General features: G+C 72.9%; 18 protein-coding genes and 1 tRNA gene. 5 read left to right on the top strand and 14 right to left on the bottom strand.

Features of this window, described 5'->3' with window-relative positions:
• Positions 1–15: 15 nt before the first annotated feature.
• From KUV85_RS08875 to fdxA, 3 genes are read right to left on the bottom strand one after another with little or no spacing between them, the layout of a single operon-like run.
• Entirely contained in the window at positions 16–1,404 is a 1,389-nt protein-coding gene (locus KUV85_RS08875) for a mycothione reductase (RefSeq protein ID WP_219959527.1), read from the bottom strand.
• A gap of 51 nt (positions 1,405–1,455) precedes the next feature.
• Positions 1,456–2,562: a succinyldiaminopimelate transaminase gene (gene dapC, locus KUV85_RS08880; protein ID WP_219959528.1), complete on the bottom strand. Its 1,107-nt coding sequence runs from the start codon at positions 2,560–2,562 to the stop codon at positions 1,456–1,458.
• A gap of 7 nt (positions 2,563–2,569) precedes the next feature.
• The gene (gene fdxA, locus KUV85_RS08885; RefSeq protein ID WP_219959529.1) at positions 2,570–2,896 is read right to left on the bottom strand and encodes a ferredoxin; all 327 of its coding nucleotides are present in this window, start codon (positions 2,894–2,896) and stop codon (positions 2,570–2,572) included.
• Positions 2,897–2,975: 79 nt separating this feature from the next.
• Between fdxA and KUV85_RS08890 the strand changes: the two genes are divergently transcribed.
• A complete protein-coding gene (locus KUV85_RS08890) occupies positions 2,976–3,929 on the top strand; it encodes a GNAT family N-acetyltransferase (RefSeq protein ID WP_219959530.1) in 954 nt (317 codons plus the stop codon).
• Here KUV85_RS08890 and KUV85_RS08895 read toward each other — a convergent pair.
• Entirely contained in the window at positions 3,911–5,320 is a 1,410-nt protein-coding gene (locus tag KUV85_RS08895; RefSeq protein WP_219959531.1) for a cystathionine beta-synthase, read from the bottom strand. The two genes, KUV85_RS08890 and KUV85_RS08895, sit on opposite strands and share 19 nt — an antisense overlap.
• Positions 5,321–5,385: 65 nt before the next feature.
• On the opposite strand from KUV85_RS08895, the gene KUV85_RS08900 reads away from it, so the two are divergent.
• The gene (locus KUV85_RS08900; RefSeq protein ID WP_219959532.1) at positions 5,386–6,420 is read left to right on the top strand and encodes an SGNH/GDSL hydrolase family protein; all 1,035 of its coding nucleotides are present in this window, start codon (positions 5,386–5,388) and stop codon (positions 6,418–6,420) included.
• Positions 6,421–6,498: 78 nt separating this feature from the next.
• Here KUV85_RS08900 and KUV85_RS08905 read toward each other — a convergent pair whose 3' ends face one another.
• The 9 genes from KUV85_RS08905 to eno all read right to left on the bottom strand — a co-directional run bounded on the left by KUV85_RS08905 (position 6,499) and on the right by eno (position 12,600).
• Positions 6,499–7,329 carry a Bax inhibitor-1/YccA family protein gene (locus tag KUV85_RS08905; protein ID WP_219959533.1) on the bottom strand — a complete coding sequence of 277 codons (831 nt, stop codon included), beginning with the start codon at positions 7,327–7,329 and terminating at the stop codon, positions 6,499–6,501.
• Between the two features lie 93 nt (positions 7,330–7,422).
• Positions 7,423–8,097 (bottom strand): class I SAM-dependent methyltransferase, encoded by a 675-nt coding sequence (locus KUV85_RS08910; protein WP_219959534.1) that lies wholly within the window; start codon positions 8,095–8,097, stop codon positions 7,423–7,425.
• Positions 8,098–8,115: 18 nt separating this feature from the next.
• A tRNA-Leu gene (locus tag KUV85_RS08915) sits at positions 8,116–8,190 on the bottom strand.
• Entirely contained in the window at positions 8,191–8,736 is a 546-nt protein-coding gene (locus KUV85_RS08920; protein WP_219959535.1) for a peptide deformylase, read from the bottom strand.
• The gene (locus tag KUV85_RS08925) at positions 8,733–9,254 is read right to left on the bottom strand and encodes a glycine cleavage system protein R (protein WP_219959536.1); all 522 of its coding nucleotides are present in this window, start codon (positions 9,252–9,254) and stop codon (positions 8,733–8,735) included. Before KUV85_RS08925 ends, KUV85_RS08920 begins: the two co-directional genes overlap by 4 nt.
• A 25-nt stretch (positions 9,255–9,279) precedes the next feature.
• Positions 9,280–10,203, bottom strand: a complete 924-nt coding sequence (locus KUV85_RS08930) for a Ppx/GppA phosphatase family protein (protein ID WP_219959537.1) — start codon at positions 10,201–10,203, stop codon at positions 9,280–9,282.
• Positions 10,200–10,742, bottom strand: coding sequence for a DUF501 domain-containing protein (locus tag KUV85_RS08935; RefSeq protein WP_219959538.1), 543 nt, complete (start codon positions 10,740–10,742; stop codon positions 10,200–10,202). Before KUV85_RS08935 ends, KUV85_RS08930 begins: the two co-directional genes overlap by 4 nt.
• Complete coding sequence (locus KUV85_RS08940; protein ID WP_219959539.1) at positions 10,739–11,308, bottom strand: FtsB family cell division protein; 570 nt, start codon at positions 11,306–11,308, stop codon at positions 10,739–10,741. Before KUV85_RS08940 ends, KUV85_RS08935 begins: the two co-directional genes overlap by 4 nt.
• Before the next feature lie 14 nt (positions 11,309–11,322).
• Positions 11,323–12,600, bottom strand: a complete 1,278-nt coding sequence (gene eno / locus KUV85_RS08945; protein WP_219959540.1) for a phosphopyruvate hydratase — start codon at positions 12,598–12,600, stop codon at positions 11,323–11,325.
• Between the two features lie 122 nt (positions 12,601–12,722).
• On the opposite strand from eno, the gene chrA reads away from it, so the two are divergent.
• Entirely contained in the window at positions 12,723–13,931 is a 1,209-nt protein-coding gene (gene chrA / locus KUV85_RS08950) for a chromate efflux transporter (protein WP_219959541.1), read from the top strand.
• A 73-nt stretch (positions 13,932–14,004) separates the two neighbouring features.
• Positions 14,005–15,129 carry an endonuclease/exonuclease/phosphatase family protein gene (locus KUV85_RS08955; RefSeq protein WP_219959542.1) on the top strand — a complete coding sequence of 375 codons (1,125 nt, stop codon included), beginning with the start codon at positions 14,005–14,007 and terminating at the stop codon, positions 15,127–15,129.
• 24 nt (positions 15,130–15,153) lie between these two features.
• Here the strand turns inward: KUV85_RS08955 and KUV85_RS08960 are convergent, their stop codons facing one another.
• Entirely contained in the window at positions 15,154–15,819 is a 666-nt protein-coding gene (locus KUV85_RS08960; protein WP_219959543.1) for a ferritin-like fold-containing protein, read from the bottom strand.
• Positions 15,820–16,002: 183 nt separating this feature from the next.
• Between KUV85_RS08960 and KUV85_RS08965 the strand changes: the two genes are divergently transcribed.
• Positions 16,003–17,526, top strand: a complete 1,524-nt coding sequence (locus tag KUV85_RS08965) for a DEAD/DEAH box helicase (RefSeq protein WP_425299402.1) — start codon at positions 16,003–16,005, stop codon at positions 17,524–17,526.
• Positions 17,527–17,584: the final 58 nt, after the last annotated feature.

Below are 17,584 nucleotides of genomic sequence, written 5' to 3' on the forward strand. Positions count from 1 at the left end.
CGGTGGCCGACGCCGTCAGTCGAGGTCGAGCTTGAGCAGCGCGTTCTCCAGCACCTCGGTCATCGCCGGGTGGATCCAGTACTGGCCGCGGGCCATCCGGGCCACGTCCAGGCCGAAGCTCATCGCCTGGATGACCGGCTGGAGCAGCGTCGGCGCCTGCGGCCCGATGATGTGGGCACCGAGCAGCAGGCCGGTGGCCGGGTCCGCGACCAGCTTCACGAAGCCGGTCGTGTCCTCCATCGCCCACCCGTAGGCGATGTCGCCGTAGTCGTGGATCGCCGTGACGTGGCGCAGGCCCTGCTCGGTCGCCTCCTCCTCGGTGAGGCCGACGCTCGCGATCTGCGGGTGGGTGAAGACCGCGTGCGGCACGAAGCGGTGGTCGCTGGCCACCGGGTCGTCGGGGTGCAGCAGGTTGTGCTGCACGACGCGGGCCTCGTGGTTGGCGACGTGCTTGAGCTGGTGGGGGGAGGACACGTCACCGAGCGCCAGGATCCCCTCGACCGAGGTGCGCTGGAACTCGTCGACGTCGATCCGGTCCCCGACGGTCGCGACGCCGGTGGCCTCCGGACGGAGCAGGTCGGCGTTGGGGACGCGCCCCGTGGCGACCAGCAGGACGTCGCCGGTGACCGTCTCGGTCCCGCCCTCGTGGGCCAGGTCGAGCTCGATGCCGGCCTCGGTGCGCCGGGCGGCGACGGTGTCACGGTGGAGCCGGACCTCGTGCCGGGCGCTGGCCACCTCGGTGTGGCGGCGGCTGATGTCGCCGTCGTGGGAGCGCAGCAGTGCGCCGGAGCGGGCGATCTGGACGACCTCGACACCGAAGGCGGAGAAGACGTGCGCGAACTCGGCCGCGATGAAGCCGCTGCCGAGGATCAGCATCCGCGCGGGAAGCTCCTCCAGCCGCATGATCGTGTCGGAGGTGTGGTGGCCGACGTCGGCCAGGCCCGGCACCGGCGGCGCGACCGCCCGGCTGCCCGCGCCGAGCACGAAGCGGTCGGCGGTGAGCGTCTCGGTGCCGCCCTCGGTGGCCACCTCGAGGGTCTTGTCCCCCACGAAGCTGCCGTGGCCGTCGTACACCGTGACGTGGGCGTTGTCGGGGTGCTCGCGACGGTAGCGCCGGCCGCCCTCGGCGATGGGATCGATGCGACCGAAGACGCGGTCACGGATCTCGGGCCACCGCACCCCCGCGAGCTCGCTGTCCACGCCCAGCCGCGGGCCGGCGTACGACGCCGCGTGGGCGAGGTCGGCCGGGTGGACGAACATCTTGGTCGGGATGCAGCCCACGTTGAGGCAGGTGCCGCCGAAGACGCCCTCCTCCACGATGGCCACGCGCCAGTCGGCGAAGCGCTCGTCGAGGATGGAGTTGGCCGAGCCGGTCCCGATGATCACGAGGTCGTAGTGGGTCACCCCCGCAGTCAACCCCATGCCCGGTGAGGCACCGGCGGGGTGGGTGGGGGGTCAGGACAGGCGCGCGACGGCGGCGTCGATGCGCTCGTCGGTGGCGGTGAAGGCCACCCGCACGTGCCGGGCGCCGGCGGGTCCGTAGAAGTCGCCCGGGGCGACGAGGATGCCGAGCTCGGCGAGCTCGGCGACGGTGTCCCAGCACGACGCGCCGCGCGTGGACCACAGGTAGAGCGAGGCCTCGGAGTGGTCGACGGTGAAGCCGGCGCCCTCGAGCGCGGCGCGGAGCCGCCGGCGGCGTGCGGCGTAGCGCTCGTGCTGCTCACGGACGTGGTCGTCGTCGGTCAGCGCGGTCGCCATCGCCACCTGCTGCGGCCGCGGCAGCAGCAGGCCGAGGTTCTTGCGGACCGCGACCAGCTCGGCGACCACGTCCCGGTCCCCCACGGCGAAGCCGCACCGGTAGCCGGCGAGGTTGGACCGCTTGGAGAGCGAGTGGACCGCGAGCAGCCCGGTCGTGTCGCCGTCGCAGACGTCGGGGTGCAGCACCGACAGGGCGCCGCCCTCGGGGGCCTCCCAGACGCAGTCCAGGTAGCACTCGTCGCTGACCAGCAGCACCCCGCGCTCGCGGCACCACTGGACCACCTTGCGCAGGTGCTCCACCGGCAGCACCCGTCCGGTGGGGTTGGACGGCGAGTTGAGCCACAGCAGCCGCGGCACCTGCGGCCCGATCGCGGTCAGGGCGTCGGTGGCCAGCGTGTCGGCGCCGACCAGCGCAGCACTGACCTCGTACGTCGGGTAGGCCAGCTCGGGGTACACCACCAGGTCACCGGCGCCGACGCCCAGGTGCAGCGGCAGCGAGGCGATGAGCTCCTTGGTGCCGATCGCCGGCACCACCTGGTCGGCGGTCAGGCCCGGCACGCCGTGGCAGCGCGCGAGCCAGTCGACGGCCGACTGGCGCGTCTCGGGCAGCCCGATGGCCTGCGGGTAGCCGGGGGCGTCCGCCGCCTCCCGCAGCGCCTCCTGCACGACCGCCGGGGTCGGGTCGACGGGCGTGCCGACCGAGAGGTTCACGATCCCGTCGGGATGGGCGCGTGCGGTGTCGGCGTGGGACGCCAGCTTGTCCCAGGGGAAGTCCGGCAGGCGCTGCGAGACGGTCTGGACCACCGGTCGGTCAGTCGTCGTGGCTCTGCGGCTCGAGCTTGGCCACGAGCGGGTGGTCCTTGTCGATCTCACCCATCTTGGCCGCGCCGCCGGGCGAGCCCAGGTCGTCGAAGAAGTCGACGTTGGCGTTGTAGTAGTCGGCCCACTCCTCGGGGACGTCGTCCTCGTAGAAGATCGCCTCCACCGGGCACACCGGCTCGCACGCACCGCAGTCCACGCACTCGTCGGGGTGGATGTAGAGCATCCGCTTGCCCTCGTAGATGCAGTCGACCGGGCACTCGTCGACGCACGCGCGATCCTTGAGGTCGACACACGGCTGGGCGATGACGTAGGTCATCTGTTCCTCCTGACAAGGACAGCGGACTGAGCGGGACACGAAAGTGTTTCGTGTGGGGCCCCAGCCTAGTATCCCCGGCGTGGATGATGCGCACGACCCCGCCGGATCCGGACAGGCCAGCGAGCAACGCACCGGGCGCCACCGCCTGGGGCCCCACGTCGTCGGCCAGCGGATCGTGGTGCGTCGTCTCGTGCGCGGCGAGACCGGGCCCAGCGGCGGGCCGGCGATGACCGACGTCCTGGGCACGTGCGAGGCCTGGGAGGAGGGCACCTGCGTGGTGACCCCGCGCGGCGGCGACCCGGTGGCCATCCCGCACGCCGACATCGTCTCGGGCAAGCCGGTGCCGGCCCGCCCGTCGGTGCGGATGCGCATCAGCACCGCCGACGCGGAGTCGCACACCGCCTCACTGTTCCCGGGGATCGAGACCACGGCCATCGGGAACTGGACGCTGCGGTGGGAGCCCTCGCCCACCGGGCGCCGCCGCAAGCGCGCCAACTCGTGCCTGGCCGTGGTCGACCCCGGCCTGCCGCTGCCCACCGCACTTGACGGCGTACGCCGCGGCTTCTGGGAGCGCGGACTCGACCCGCTGGTGCAGGTCGAGGCCGGGTCGTCACTGGAGGCAGCCGTCACCGGCCACGGCTGGACGCCGGTGCCGGACGGCGACGCCGACTTCCTCCTCACCTCGACCGCGCTGCTGCGGCGCGAGCTCCGCGACGTCGCCGGCGACGCCACGCTGGAGGAGGCCGACGACCACGCCCGGGCGACGGCCCCGGGCGCCGGGGCCCGCGCCGCACTGGACGGCGACTGGCTCGGGATCCACGACGTCCACGTGGAGCCCGCTCACCGGCGCCGCGGGCTGGCCACGCTGCTGCTCTCGGAGCTGCTCGACTGGGGAGCCGCCCGGGGCGCGCGCACCGTCTGGCTGCACGTCGAGGCCGACAACCACGCCGCACGGACGATGTACGAGGGCCTGGGCTTCACGCGGCACCACGCGTGCCGCTACCTCGCCCCGCCTCAGGAACGCGCGAGGTAGGCCAGCAGGTCCGACCGCGTCACCACGCCCACCGGGCTGCCGTCCTCCTGCACGAGCACTGCGTCGTGGTGCTCGAGCATCACCACGGCGTCGCGGGCGTCGGCGGTCGACCCGATGGTGGGCAGCGGCTCGGACATGTGCTGCTCGACGGAGTCGGTCAGCGACGCCTTGCCGGTGTAGAGCAGGTCCATCAGCACCCGGTCCGAGACCGCGCCCGCGACCTCGGCGGCCACGATCGGCGGCTCGGCACGCACCACGGGCATCTGGGAGACGTCGTACTCGCTCAGGATCGCGATGGCCTCGGCGATGGTCTCGCCGGGGTGGGTGTGGACCAGGTCGGGCAGGCTGCCGGACTTGCCGCGCAGCACCTCCCCGACGGTGCGGGTGCCGCGGTCGTGGCCGGCGTCGAAGCCGTACTGCGCCAGCCAGTCGTCGTTGAACACCTTCGTCAGGTAGCCGCGGCCGGAGTCGGGCAGCAGGACCACGATGACCGCGGACTCGCCCTCCGGGGTGCCGGCCAGCTCGTGCGCCAGCTGCCGCGCGGCGTACGCCGCCATGCCGGAGGAGCCGCCGACCAGCATCTGCTCCTCCCGGGCGAGCCGCCGGGTGAAGGCGAAGGAGTCGGCGTCGGAGACCTCGATGATGCGGTCGGCGATGTCGCGGTCGTAGGTGTCGGGCCAGAAGTCCTCGCCGACGCCCTCGACCAGGTAGGGACGGCCGGAGCCGCCGGAGTACACCGACCCGGTCGGGTCGGCGCCGATCACCTGGACCGCCGGCCCCTCGCCCTCGGCACTGCGCTCCTTGAGGTAGCGACCGGTGCCACTGATGGTGCCGCCGGTGCCCACGCCGGCGACGAAGTGGGTGATCCGCCCCTCGGTCTGGCGCCACAGCTCGGGCCCGGTCTCCTCGTAGTGGGAGCGGGGGTTGTTGGGATTGGCGTACTGGTCCGGCTTCCAGGCGCCGGGCTCACCGGCGAGTCGGTCCGAGACGCTGTAGTAGGAGTCGGGGTGCTCCGGCGGGACCGCGGTCGGGCACACCACGACCTCGGCGCCGTAGGCGCGCAGCACGTTGCGCTTGTCCTCGCTGACCTTGTCCGGGCACACGAACGTGCACTGGTAGCCCTTCTGCTGGGCGACCATGGCCAGGCCGACGCCGGTGTTGCCCGAGGTCGGCTCGACGATGGTGCCGCCGGGCTGGAGCGCGCCGGACTCCTCGGCGGCCTCGATCATCCGGGTGGCGATGCGGTCCTTCACCGAGCCACCGGGGTTGAGGTACTCCACCTTGGCCAGCACCAGGGGCGCGCCGGCACCCTCCGGCAGGTCGAGCGTGCGGTTCAGGCGCACCAGCGGGGTGTCACCGACCAGGTCCAGGAGTGAGTCGACGTACTGCACGGACCCACCCTAGGCGCCCGAGCCGGGTGGGGCGTGATCCCCGTCTCTTCACTAGGGTTGCGCTCGTGACCACCGCTGCAGCCGCCCGCAAGCTGGCCGCTGCCGCGCTCTACGGCGGTGGTGGGCTGTCCGCGGTCGGCGCCGGCATCTACGGCGTCCTCGCCGCCGAGGCCAAGCTGGCGCGGCGCACCATCGGTGAGCCGCTGGACGAGCCACCGCCCGACGCCACCGGCTGGTACGGCCGCCGTCGTCCCGGCCCCGCGGTGCGGATGGCGCTCCTGGGTGACTCCTCCGCCGCCGGCTACGGCGCGGAGCGTGTCGAGGAGACGCCCGGCGCGCTGCTGGCCAGCGGCATCGCCGAGCACGCCGACCGCCGCGTCTACCTGGGCGAGTTCTGCGTCGTCGGTGCCAAGTCCTCCGACCTCGGCGCGCAGGTCGACCGGGCGCTGATGATCGAGCCGGAGCTGGCGGTCATCCTCGTCGGCGCCAACGACGTCACCCACACCGTGCTGCCCTCCCAGTCGGTGCGCCAGCTCTCCGAGGGCGTACGCCGCCTGGTCGCCGCGGGCTGCCAGGTGGTGGTCGGCACGTGCCCGGACCTGGGCACGGTCCAGCCGATCCCTCCCCCGCTCAAGCAGGTCGCCCGCGCGTGGTCGCGCCGGCTGGCGGCGGCGCAGACGATCGCCGTGGTCGAGGAGGGGGGCCGGACGGTCTCGCTCGGGTCGATCCTGGGGCCCGAGTTCGCCGCAGCGCCGGCGTTGCTGTTCGGCCCGGACCAGTTCCACCCCTCCGTGGAGGGCTACCAGGCGCTCGCCGGGGTCCTCATCCCCTCCGCGCTGGCCGCGATCGGCCTGCAGCTGGAGGAGGAGGCGCTGCCCGCCGCGCTGCGGGGCGAGGGCGTGCTGCCGGTTGCCAAGGCCGCGGCGGAGGCGGTCAATGCGCCCGGCACCGAGCTCGGCGGCACCGAGGTGTCCGGCCGGCGTACCGGCGTCCGTGGCCTGTGGGTGGAGCTGCGCCACCGTCGCCGGCGCCCCCAGGCCGAGGTCGAGGCCCCCGGCGAGCGCGAGGCGCCCGACGAGGCCGACGCCACGGCCGACTGAGCGGCGCGCACGCCACGACGACGAGGGCCCCGGACCGTGCGGTCCGGGGCCCTCGTCGCGATCGGTCGATCGAGGTGCTCAGTCCTGGTTCATGATCGCCAGGATCCGCAGCAGGTTGGTGTAGATCCAGACCAGGCTGACGGTCAGCGCGAACACCGCGCGCCAGGACTCCTTCTCCGGGAGCCCGTTGGCCACGCCGCGCTCGATGAAGTCGAAGTCCATGACGAGCATGAACACACCGAGCACGAGGCCGGCCACGGCGAACAGCAGGCCGAGGCCGCCCATGCCGAACAGGCCGAGGTCGGCGTTGAACATGCTCAGCACCATCTCCATCAGGCCGAGGCCGACCATGCCGAACATGCCGGCGGTGACCATGGTGCGGAACTTGTCGCCGACCTGGATGTTGAAGAACTTGTAGACCGCGAGCGTGCCTGCGAACGCGGCGAAGGTGCCGAGCACCGCGTGGATCACGATCGGGCTGTCCCCGGCGAAGGCCTGGAAGATCTTGCTGATGCCACCCAGGGCGACGCCCTCGGCCGCGGCGAAGGCCAGCACCAGCGCGGGGCTGATCTCGCGCTTGAAGGAGTTGACCAGCGACAGCACGAACGCGAGGCCCGCACCACCCATCGACGCGAGGTAGAGCGTGCCGAGGTCGGCACCGGCCTCGACGTTGGGGGTGAGGATCCAGGTCGCGAAGGCGGTGACCAGCACCAGCCCGAGCGTGATCGCGCCCTTCTGGACGACGGTGTCGATCGTCATCCGATCCGGGGTGGTGTGGGTGATCGGACCGTCGACGCCCGGCATGCCGGGGTCGCCCTGGTAGGGGTTCTGGCCGTAGCCCTGGTAGGTGGCGCCGGCTCGCGAGAACTCCTCGGAGCGGCGGAAGACCGGGTTGTTGCTCTGCATCATGCTCCTCCTGGGGAACTGGACCATTCCAGTCTAGTTCGTCCAACGATTGCGCGGGGGCCGGTGTTCCCCCGGCGGGTCACCGGCGCTCGATTCTCACCGATTCCTCAGCAACCGCACGACCGTGTCGGTGACGGTGACCGGTGCGCCGTCGATGACCTGCTCGCGGGTCGCGGCCTCGCTGGTCTCGACCGACCAGGCGGCGACGTCGCGCACGGCCTGGAGCACCCGCTCGGGCGGGAAGAGCAGCCCCGGTCCGTGCGAGGGGCGTACGCCGGACTCGACGTCGGCCGGGTGGTGCGCCACCACGAGGAGTCGGCCGCCCGGCGCCACCGCTGCCGCGATCCGGCGGTAGACGTCGTCGAAGTCCTCCCGCGGGACGTGGAGGAAGTGGACCGTCACCAGGTCGTAGCGCTCGCGGCGCAGCTTCGGCCGGCCGGCCATCGCGTCGTACACGCCGACGTCGATGTCGTCGTCGACGTCGGCCTCGATCGCGTGCTCGGCAGTGCGGTCCAGGGCGACGGTGGAGACGTCGACCGCCGTGACGTCCCACCCGCGGCCCGCGAGCCAGATCGCGTCGGCGCCCTCGCCGCAGCCGACGTCGAGCGCCCGTCCCGGCGCCAGGTCGCGGGCCTGCTCGACCAGTCGCTGGTTGGGGTTGCCGCTCCACACCCGCTGGCTCGCCTCGTACTTGGCGTCCCAGAACTCCTCGGTGAGCGCCTCGCGGAGCTCCTCGAGCGTCGGCTCGTGGTCAGGGTCGTGGTGGTGCATGGTGTCCCTCTCCTCGGGTGCCCCCGCTGGGGCTCGAACCCAGACTGGATCGCTTTTAAGGCGACTTCCTCTAGCCGATTGGGATACGGGGGCCTACAGGTAAGTCTGCCGCTTGTGGATCGCGTGGGCGTCGGCCACCCGGTCGATGAAGAGCAGGCCGTGGGTGTGGTCGATCTCGTGGAGCAGCGCACGCGCCTCGAACGCGTCGGTCTCCAGCTCGACCTCCTCCCCCGTGCCGGGGAGCCGGCCACGGACGACGAGCCGCGTCGCCCGCTTCACGTCCCCGGTGAAGTCGGGGACGCTCATGCAGCCCTCGCGTGCCTTCTGGTTGCGGCTGGCCTGCACCACCTCGGTGTTGCACAGCACGAACGTGCCGTGGTGCGTGCGCGCCTTGGGGTGCTCGGAGACGTCGACGCAGAAGACCTGCGCGGCCACGCCCACCTGCTGGGCGGCGAGCCCGACGCAGCCGGGGCTCACGCGCATGGTCGCCACCAGGTCCGCCGCGAGCTGCACCGTCGCCGGGTCGGTCGGGTCGACCTCCTCCCCGGGGCGGGAGAGCACCGGGTCCGGTGCGGTGAGGACCGGCAGCACGCGCCCCTCGACCCCGAGCTCCTGCTCGGTCCAGTCGGCGGGACTCACAGCTCGTCGGCCTCGGCGGGCCGCAGCGTGGCCGTGACGCCGACCTCGCCCCCGGCCCGCGTGATGGCCTCCGCGACGGCGTCGGAGTCCGCGCCCGCGGGCAGGTCGAGCTCGGCGAGCAGCAGGTACAGGTCACCGGAGAGCCGCGTGGTCAGGTCGGTGATGTTCCCCCCGGCGCTCGCCACCTCCGCCACGACGGCGGACACGATCCCGGGTCGGTCGCCACCGTGGACGGTGAGCACCCACGACGACCCGGCCGCATACGGGTCGGGACGGTCGGTCACGGACCGCACGGCGACGTCGAGGTCACCGTCGGCGGCCAGCGACGCGAGCTCGGACTCGATCGCGTCACCACCCACCTCGCCCCGGCACAGCAGCATCATCGCGAAGTGCCCGCGGAGCAGCGTCATCGTCGAGTCCTCGACATTGAGCCCCAGTCGGGCGAGCCCCGCAGTGGTCTCGGCGATGATGCCCGGTCGGTCGTGACCCAGGACGGTGACGGCATGCAGGTCGCTCACGGGCCCCATCCTCCCAGTCCGGCGCTCACCCCTCGACCAGGGACCACGCGATCCCGTCGAGGATGTCGGTCTCGGCGACGGTGAACGAGGTCGCCGGCGTACGCCGCAGCACGCGCGACAGGATCAGTCCGCCGGCGCCGATCACGTCGGCACGCCCCGGGTGCATCGAGGGCAGCGCGGTCCGCTCGGCGACGGTGAGCGACAGGAGCCGGTCGATGCAGGCCTCGACGTCGTCGACCCGGAGCACCGCCTTGTCGGTGCGCTCCCGCTCGTAGGCGGGCAGGCCCAGGGTGAGGGCGGCGATCTGGGTGATGGTGCCGGCGACCCCCACCACGGACCCGACCTCGCCGGGGTCGACCGGCGAGGAGTCGAGCACGGCATCGATGTCGGCCACGCACGCCGCGACCTCCTCCGCGGTGGGCGGGTCGGCGTGGAGGTGGCGCTCGGTCATCCGCACCGAGCCGATGTCCATCGAGTGCTCCTGGTCGGGTCCACCGGTCGCCGTGCCGCGGATGAGCTCGGTGGAGCCGCCGCCGATGTCGACGACCATCACCGGGTCCTGGACGCGGCCGACCAGGCCGCGCACCGCGCCGGCGAAGGCCAGGCGGGCCTCCTCGGCACCGGGCAGCACCTCGGGCTCCACGCCGAGGCGCTGCGTCACGCCGGCGCGGAACTCGGCGGCGTTCTCGGCGTCCCGCGTCGCGGAGGTGGCGCAGAACCGCACCCGCTCGACACCGGCGTCGGCGATGATCGCGGCGTACTCGTCGACGGCGGCGAGGGTGCGCTCGAGGGCCTCCGGGGCGAGGCGGCCGGTGGCGTCGACGCCCTGGCCGAGCCGGACCATCCGGCTCTCGCGGATGATGCCGGTGTTGCCGTCCGGGGAGGCGGCCAGGTCGCCGACCAGCAGCTTGATGGTGTTGGTGCCGCAGTCGATCGCTGCCACGTTCATGTCGTTCCTCCTTCGTCGACGGCCTCGGGGTCGCTCACGCAGGGGCCGGCGGCCCACCAGTCCCCCAGCCGTTCGAGCACCTCGTCGCCGAACGGGTTGACCCCGGGGCCGGCGACGAGGGCGTGGGCGGCCAGCACGTGCAGGCACTTCACCCGGTCCGGCATGCCGCCCGCGGAGATGCCGTCGATCTCCGGCACGTCGAGCCCGGCGGCACGGGCGACGGCGTCCCGGTCGGCGAGGTAGGCCTCGTGTGCTGCGCGGTACGCCGTGGCCAGCTCCTCGTCCTCGGCCAGCCGGTCCTGCATCTGCTTCATCAGCCCCGACGCCTCCAGCGTGCCGATCCGCGAGTTCACCCGCGGGCAGGTCAGGTAGTAGGTCGTCGGGAAGGGAGTGCCGTTCGGGAGGCGCGGCTCGGTGGTCACGACCGCCGGGTTGCCGCACGGGCACCGGTGGCCGACCGCGTGCATGCCCCGCGGTGGGCGCTGCAACTGCCGGGAGATCGCCGCCGCGTCGGCGTCACCCACTCCGGGTCCGCTCACTCCGACTCGCCGGACTCGTCCTGGATCGTCGCGGCCGGGGGCCGGGGCGCCTCGGGCGGGTTGCCCGCGATCTTGGTCGACTCCCACAGGTCGTCGAACCAGGCCGGCTCCTCGGGCCCGGCGACGCTGTCGGGGTCGGGCAGCTCGGTGCCCGAGAGCGGCTCGCCGTCCTCGAGCACCACCCAGGGCGTCTCCCCGGGCGTGACGTAGCCGAGGTGCTCGCGGGCGTACTGCGCCACGAACGCCGGGTCCTCCCACCGGGCCTGTTCGCGCTTGAGGTCGTCGATCGCGACCTGTGCCTCCGCGATCTGCTGCTCGTGGGCCTCGATGTCGTTGCGCTGCTCGAGGTAGGCGCGCAGCGAGGAGGCGTAGGAGACCGCCAGGACCGCCAGCACGAGCACCAGCACCGCCATCCGGCCGGTGAACCGGGACCGGGTGCGCTCCTCGCGGCGGGCGTCCTCGCGCAACGCCGCACGCTCCCGCGAGGACTGCCGGCGCAGCTGCTGCGCACGCGCGGCATCGCGGTGGCCGTGCGCCCTGCCCGGGGGCCGCTTCTCCTCGCTCACGTGGTGTCGATCCCTCAGCCCCGGAACCGGGGGAACGCGGCCGCCCCGGCGTAGCGGGCGGCCTGGCCGAGCTCGTCCTCGATGCGGAGCAGCTGGTTGTACTTCGCGACCCGCTCGGAGCGGGCCGGGGCGCCGGTCTTGATCTGGCCGCAGTTGGTGGCGACCGCGAGGTCGGCGATGGTGGTGTCCTCGGTCTCGCCGGAGCGGTGGCTCATCATGCAGCGGAAGTTGTTGCGGTGCGCGAGGTCGACGGCGTCGATGGTCTCGGTGAGCGATCCGATCTGGTTGACCTTGACCAGCAGGGCGTTGCCCTGGCCGCCGTCGATGCCGCGCTGCAGGCGCTCCACGTTGGTCACGAAGAGGTCGTCGCCGACCAGTTGGGTGCGCTCGCCGAGCTCGTCGGTGATCGTGCGCCACCCGTCCCAGTCCTCCTCGTTGAGCGGGTCCTCGATGCTGACGATCGGGTAGGCGTCGACGAGGTCGGCGTAGTAGGCGGTCATCTCCGCCGCCGACTTGTCGGTGCCCTCGAAGCGGTAGGAGCCGTCGGCGTGGAACTCCGAGGCGGCGACGTCGAGCGCGAGCGCCACGTCGGTCCCGAGCCGGAGCCCGGCCGCGTCGATCGCCTCCGCGATCAGGTCCAGCGCCGCCCGGTTGGACTCCAGGTTGGGTGCGAACCCACCCTCGTCGCCGAGGCCGGTCGCGAGGCCCTTGCCCTTCAGGACCGACTTCAGGGCGTGGTAGACCTCCGCGCCCTGGCGCAGGGCCTCGGCGAAGGTCGGGGCGCCGATCGGCGCGATCATGAACTCCTGGATGTCCACGTCGGTGTCGGCGTGGGAACCACCGTTGAGGATGTTCATCATCGGGACCGGCAGCAGGTGGGCGTTGGGCCCCCCGAGATAGCGGTAGAGGGGCAGGTCCGCCGACTCCGCGGCGGCCCGCGCCACGGCCAGCGACGCACCGAGGATGGCGTTGGCTCCCACGGTGGCCTTGTTGGGGGTGGCGTCGACGTCGAGCATCGTCTGGTCGACGATGCGCTGGTTGTCCGCGTCCAGACCCTCGATGGCGGGTCCGATGCGGTCGATGACCGCGGCGACGGCGCGCGTCACGCCCTTGCCGAGGTAGCGCTCACCGCCGTCGCGGAGCTCGACGGCCTCGAAGGCGCCCGTCGAGGCACCGCTGGGCACGTCGGCCCGGGCGAAGGAGCCGTCGTCGAGGAGCACCTCGACCTCGACGGTGGGGTTGCCGCGCGAATCGAGGATCTCGCGTGCTCCGACGGCTTCGATGGCTGCCACGGCGTGCTGCTCCTGGGCTCGGGGACGAGTCGACGGCAGCCAGCCTAGACGCCCGGCGGCGCTCCGGCCGGGAGCACCCACCGGTCCACCCGACGTTCACCTGGGCCCGGGAGACTGCGCCGGTGACCCGCCCCTCCCCCGCCGCCACCGCGCGCTCCGGGTCCGCCGGTGAGGTCTTCGCGGTGTTCCTCGGCCTCGGACTGACCTCCTTCGGCGGTCCCGTGGCCCACCTGGGCTACTTCCGCGACGCCTTCGTGGTGCGGCGCCGGTGGCTGACCGAGCACGCGTACGCCGACCTGGTGGCCCTGTGCCAGTTCCTGCCGGGGCCGGCGTCCAGCCAGGTCGGGATGGCGATCGGCCTGCAGCGGGCCGGCCTGCGCGGGATGGCGGCCGCCTGGGTCGCGTTCACGCTGCCCTCGGCGGTCGCGCTGGTCGCCTTCGGGTACGCGCTGTCGGCCCTCGACGGCCAGACGGCCTGGATCGGAGGGCTGAAGGCGGCCGCGGTGGCCGTGGTGGCGCACGCCGTGGTGGGAATGGCCCGCACGCTGACGCCGGATCTGCCGCGCATCGTGCTGGCCGCCGCCGCCACGGCCGGCGCCCTGGCGCTCAGCGGTGCCGGTGGGCAGGTGCTCGTGATCGCGGCGGCCGGGATCGTCGGGGTGCTGGTGCTGCGCGGCACCCCGAGCACCGAGGCGGACGGCGAGGGAGTCCACGTGCCGGTGGGTCGGCGTACCGCCGTCGGCTGCCTGGTCGCCTTCGCCGTCGGGTTGGTTGCACTCCCGGCCCTTGCGGCGGCGACCGCGAGTGCGGGCCTGGACCTGGCCGACGCGTTCTACCGGGCGGGCGCGCTGGTCTTCGGGGGCGGCCACGTCGTGCTCCCGCTGCTGGAGTCCGGCACCGTGCAGACCGGCCTGGTGGACCGCGAGGCGTTCCTCGCCGGGTACGGCGCGGCCCAGGCGGTGCCGGGGCCCTTGTTCACCTTCGCGGCGTTCCTGGGGAGCGTCGCCCAGTCGGGGCCGACCGGCGTCCTCGGTGCGACGATCGCACTGGTGGCGATCTTCCTGCCCGCCGCACTGCTGGTGCTCGGCGCGCTGCCGTTCTGGGAGCGGCTGCGCCGTGCGCCCCGCGCCCGTCGGGCGCTCCAGGGCGTCAACGCCGGCGTGGTCGGGCTGCTCGCGGCCGCACTGTGGACGCCGGTGATCGAGCAGGGCATCACCTCGCCGCCGACGCTGGGCATCGCGGTGGTCGCGTTCGGTGCGCTGCTCACCGGGCGGGTGCCCGCCTGGGCGGTGGTCATCGTCGCCGGCGGGGTGGGCGCCCTGGCGCTGTAGTGCCGGTCCGGCACTTGCTGCCGGCGCTCGCGGTTCGGCCTCGCGATGACCCCGCGACGCCTAGGATCGTGGCGTGAGCCGCACGTCCCGTGGACCCGACCAGAACCCCTGGGTCCTGCTCGGCGCCTTCGCGGTCGTCGGCGGCCTGCTCTTCGCGATGTTCCGGTTGGTCGACACCCCGGACGAGGTCGCCGCCACCAGCAGCCAGTCGAGCACCTCCTCGGCCGCGGCGCCCGAGGACACGACCGACGCCGCGGTCTCCGGGGAGACGGCCTCGGCCGCCACGGAGCTGCCCGCCTTCCAGCCCGGGCTGGTCATCCGACGAGAGGTCGAGGAGCGACAGGAGCGCGGCGAACCGGCCGGTCCGGAGATCGTGCCGGCGTCCTCGGGGCGCAGGGGCAGTGGGATCGCCCTGGGCGACCTGCCCGCGCTGGACCTGCCCGTCGACGCCGCGATGACCGGCACGGTGACCACGGCGGTCGCGAACCTGCCCAACCGTGTCGGGATCGGCCGGGTCGCGGCGTCGCTGCGGACCCTGACCGCCGCCGAGCCCGACTTCCTCGTGCTCAACGAGGTCAGTGGGCGGAGCCTGGGCGACGTACGCCGCGCGGCGCCGGGCTACGGGGCCTACCGCGACCCGGTGCGTGATCCCGGCCGCGGCGGCAACCAGTCGATGAACAACGTCATCGCCTGGAACGAGGACCGGTGGACGCTGGTCGACGCCGGACGGGTCAAGCTGGTCGAGAACGACGTCGGCTTCCACCACAAACGGCCCTTCGTGTGGGACCGCTACGCCACGTGGACGACGTTCCAGCGCGCCGACGGCTCGATCATGTCGGTGGTCGGGGCGCACATGATGACCAACCCGGGGAAGTTCCCACGCCAGCACGGCAACCCCGCACTCACCCGCACCCAGCAGTACGCCCACGGCATGAAGGTGCTCCGCGGGCTCGTCTCCCGGCTGGAGCGCCACGGCCCGGTCCTGGTCGGGGGCGACATGAACTCCCACCCCGGGCAGGGGCGCTGGTCCGCGGTCGCCCAGATGCGCGCGGCGCGCTACACCTACACCAAGGACCGCGGCGTGATGTACCTGTTCCACTCCATGTCGGTGGACCGACTCGACAGCCGCCAGGTGCGGGTCGCCTCGGACCACCCGGCGCTCTACGCGCGGGTCGACCTGTCCGGCTGGAGCGGCTGAGCGCCCCTCAGCACGATCGTGCCGTCAGGGCTCGAGACCGAGCTCGGCCATCCGGCTGCGGTGCTGCTCGGTGAGCAGCGAGAACATCTCCGCGAGCCGCGCCACGTCGAACCCGGGCCCGGCCACGAGCTCGGCCAGCGCCTCGTGCTCGGCGGCCACGTGCTGGGCCTGGGTGAGTGCCTCGCCCATCAGCCGGCGGGCCCACAGTGCGAGGCGTCCCCCGAGCGTGGGGTCCTGCTCGATCGCGGAGCGGACCCGCCCCACGATGAACGCGGCCTGCGCCGACTTCTCCACCGTGCCGATGACCAGGTCGCGGGTCTCGCCGTCGAGGACGGACGCGATCTCGCGGTAGAAGTCACCGGCCAACCGGTCCCCGACGTAGGCCTTGACCAGGCTCTCGTACCAGTCGGCCGGCGCGGTGTGGCGGTGGAACTCGTCGACCGCCTCACGGAACGGGGCGATGGCGGCGTACGGCTCCCCGCCGAGCGCGCGGATGCGGTCGTGCAGCGGCGCGACCTTGCCGAACTCGCTGCTGGCCATGGTCGCCAGGGCGACCTTGTCGGCCAGCGACGGGGCCAGCGCGGCGTCCTCGGCGAGCCGCTCGAAGGCCGAGATCTCGCCGTAGGAGATCACCGCGAGCAGCTCGATGACGGCCTCGCGCTGCGGGCCCGGATCGGCGGATTCAGCCATGCCCGCAGGGTACCGATACGATGGGACGGTCGAACGGCAGCCCGAGCCCCGTGCTCGACGCCCGTTCGGGGCGCAGGCGTCCCACGACGCGCCGCCCGCCGTATGTGCGCGGCTGAGTGTGAATCGGCCGCAGACGATGAATCGGCTCAACCCGGCTGACCACACGCAGAAAGCGACGAGACACTGAGCAACGACACCGAGACCACCACGACCGAAGCGCCGACGTTCCGCGACCTGGGGGTCCTTCCCCAGATCTGCGACGCCCTCGAGCGCAAGGGCATCACGCACCCGTTCGCGATCCAGGAGATGACGCTCTCCATCGCGCTGATGGGCACCGACCTGATCGGGCAGGCCCGCACCGGCACCGGCAAGACGCTGGCGTTCGGCATCCCCGTCATCCAGCGCAGCGTGGCGCCGCAGGACCCCGACTACGCCGAGATCGAGCAGGGCAAGCCGCAGGCGCTCATCGTGGCGCCGACCCGCGAGCTGGCACTGCAGGTCTCCAGCGACGTCGAGCTGGCCAGCAAGGACCGCGGCATGCGAGTCCTGACCGTGTACGGCGGCGTCGGCTACGACCCGCAGCTGGAGGCGCTCGAGAGCGGCGTCGACATCGTCGTCGGCACCCCCGGCCGCCTCATCGACCTGGCCAACCGCAAGGCGCTGGACCTGTCCCACGTGCACGCGCTGGTGCTCGACGAGGCCGATGAGATGCTCGACCTGGGCTTCCTGCCCGATGTCGAGCGGCTGCTGTCACTGACACCCGAGACGCGGCAGACGATGCTGTTCTCGGCCACCATGCCGGCACCGATCGTCTCGCTGGCGCGGACCCACATGCGGCACCCGATGAACATCCGTGCCGAGTCGTCGTACGAGAACGCGACCGTGCCGACCACCGCGCAGTTCATCTACCAGGTGCACGACCTGGACAAGCCCGAGATCGTGTCCCGGCTGCTGCAGGCCGAGGAGGCCGACAAGGTCATCGTCTTCACCCGCACCAAGCGGCAGTCCCAGCGGCTCGCGGACGACCTCGTCGAGCGTGGCTTCAAGGCCAGCCCGCTGCACGGTGACATGCAGCAGGCGGCCCGTGAGCGCGCGATGACCAAGTTCCGCGACGACAAGATCAAGGTGCTCGTGGCCACCGACGTCGCCGCGCGCGGGATCGACGTCACCGGCGTCTCCCACGTGGTGAACCACTCCTGCCCCGAGGACGACAAGACCTACGTCCACCGCATCGGCCGCACCGGCCGTGCCGGCGCCTCGGGCGTGGCGATCACGTTCGTGGACTGGCAGGACCTGCACCGCTGGAAGATGATCAACAAGGCGCTCGAACTGCCCTTCGACGAGCCGGTCGAGACCTACTCGACCTCCGAGCACCTCTTCCACGACCAGGGCATCCCGCCCGGCACGAAGGGACGGATCGTCCCACCGAAGCCGGCCGAGGAGAAGCCCGGTGGCCGCAGCGGCGGCCGCGGTGAGGGCAACCGCAACCGCCCGCGCAACAACCGCAACCGCACGCGGACCAAGCGTGGCCAGGTCGTGTCGGGTGGCTCGGGCGAGCAGGCGGCCCAGCAGCCGTCCGGCGACCGGGCCGGTGGCACCGGCAACTCCGGCAACCGCAACCGTCGTCGCCGGCGGCGTCGCTCGGGCGGTGGCCAGGGCGGCCAGGCCTCGCCGGGCAACCAGCAGCAGGGCAACCAGCAGGGCTGAGCCCACCACGGGCTCGACAACACGAAAGGGGCCGGGGCGCATCACGCGCCCCGGCCCC

This window comes from Nocardioides panacisoli, from assembly GCF_019448235.1.
Lineage (GTDB): Bacteria > Actinomycetota > Actinomycetes > Propionibacteriales > Nocardioidaceae > Nocardioides > Nocardioides panacisoli_A.

Coding starts and splice junctions, on each gene's coding strand:
- fdxA (WP_219959529.1), bottom strand. CDS start 2,896: ATGACCTACGTCATCGCCCAGCCGTGTGTCGACCTCAAGGATCGCGCG.
- KUV85_RS08905 (WP_219959533.1), bottom strand. CDS start 7,329: ATGATGCAGAGCAACAACCCGGTCTTCCGCCGCTCCGAGGAGTTCTCG.
- KUV85_RS08910 (WP_219959534.1), bottom strand. CDS start 8,097: ATGCACCACCACGACCCTGACCACGAGCCGACGCTCGAGGAGCTCCGC.
- KUV85_RS08930 (WP_219959537.1), bottom strand. CDS start 10,203: ATGAACGTGGCAGCGATCGACTGCGGCACCAACACCATCAAGCTGCTG.
- KUV85_RS08960 (WP_219959543.1), bottom strand. CDS start 15,819: ATGGCTGAATCCGCCGATCCGGGCCCGCAGCGCGAGGCCGTCATCGAG.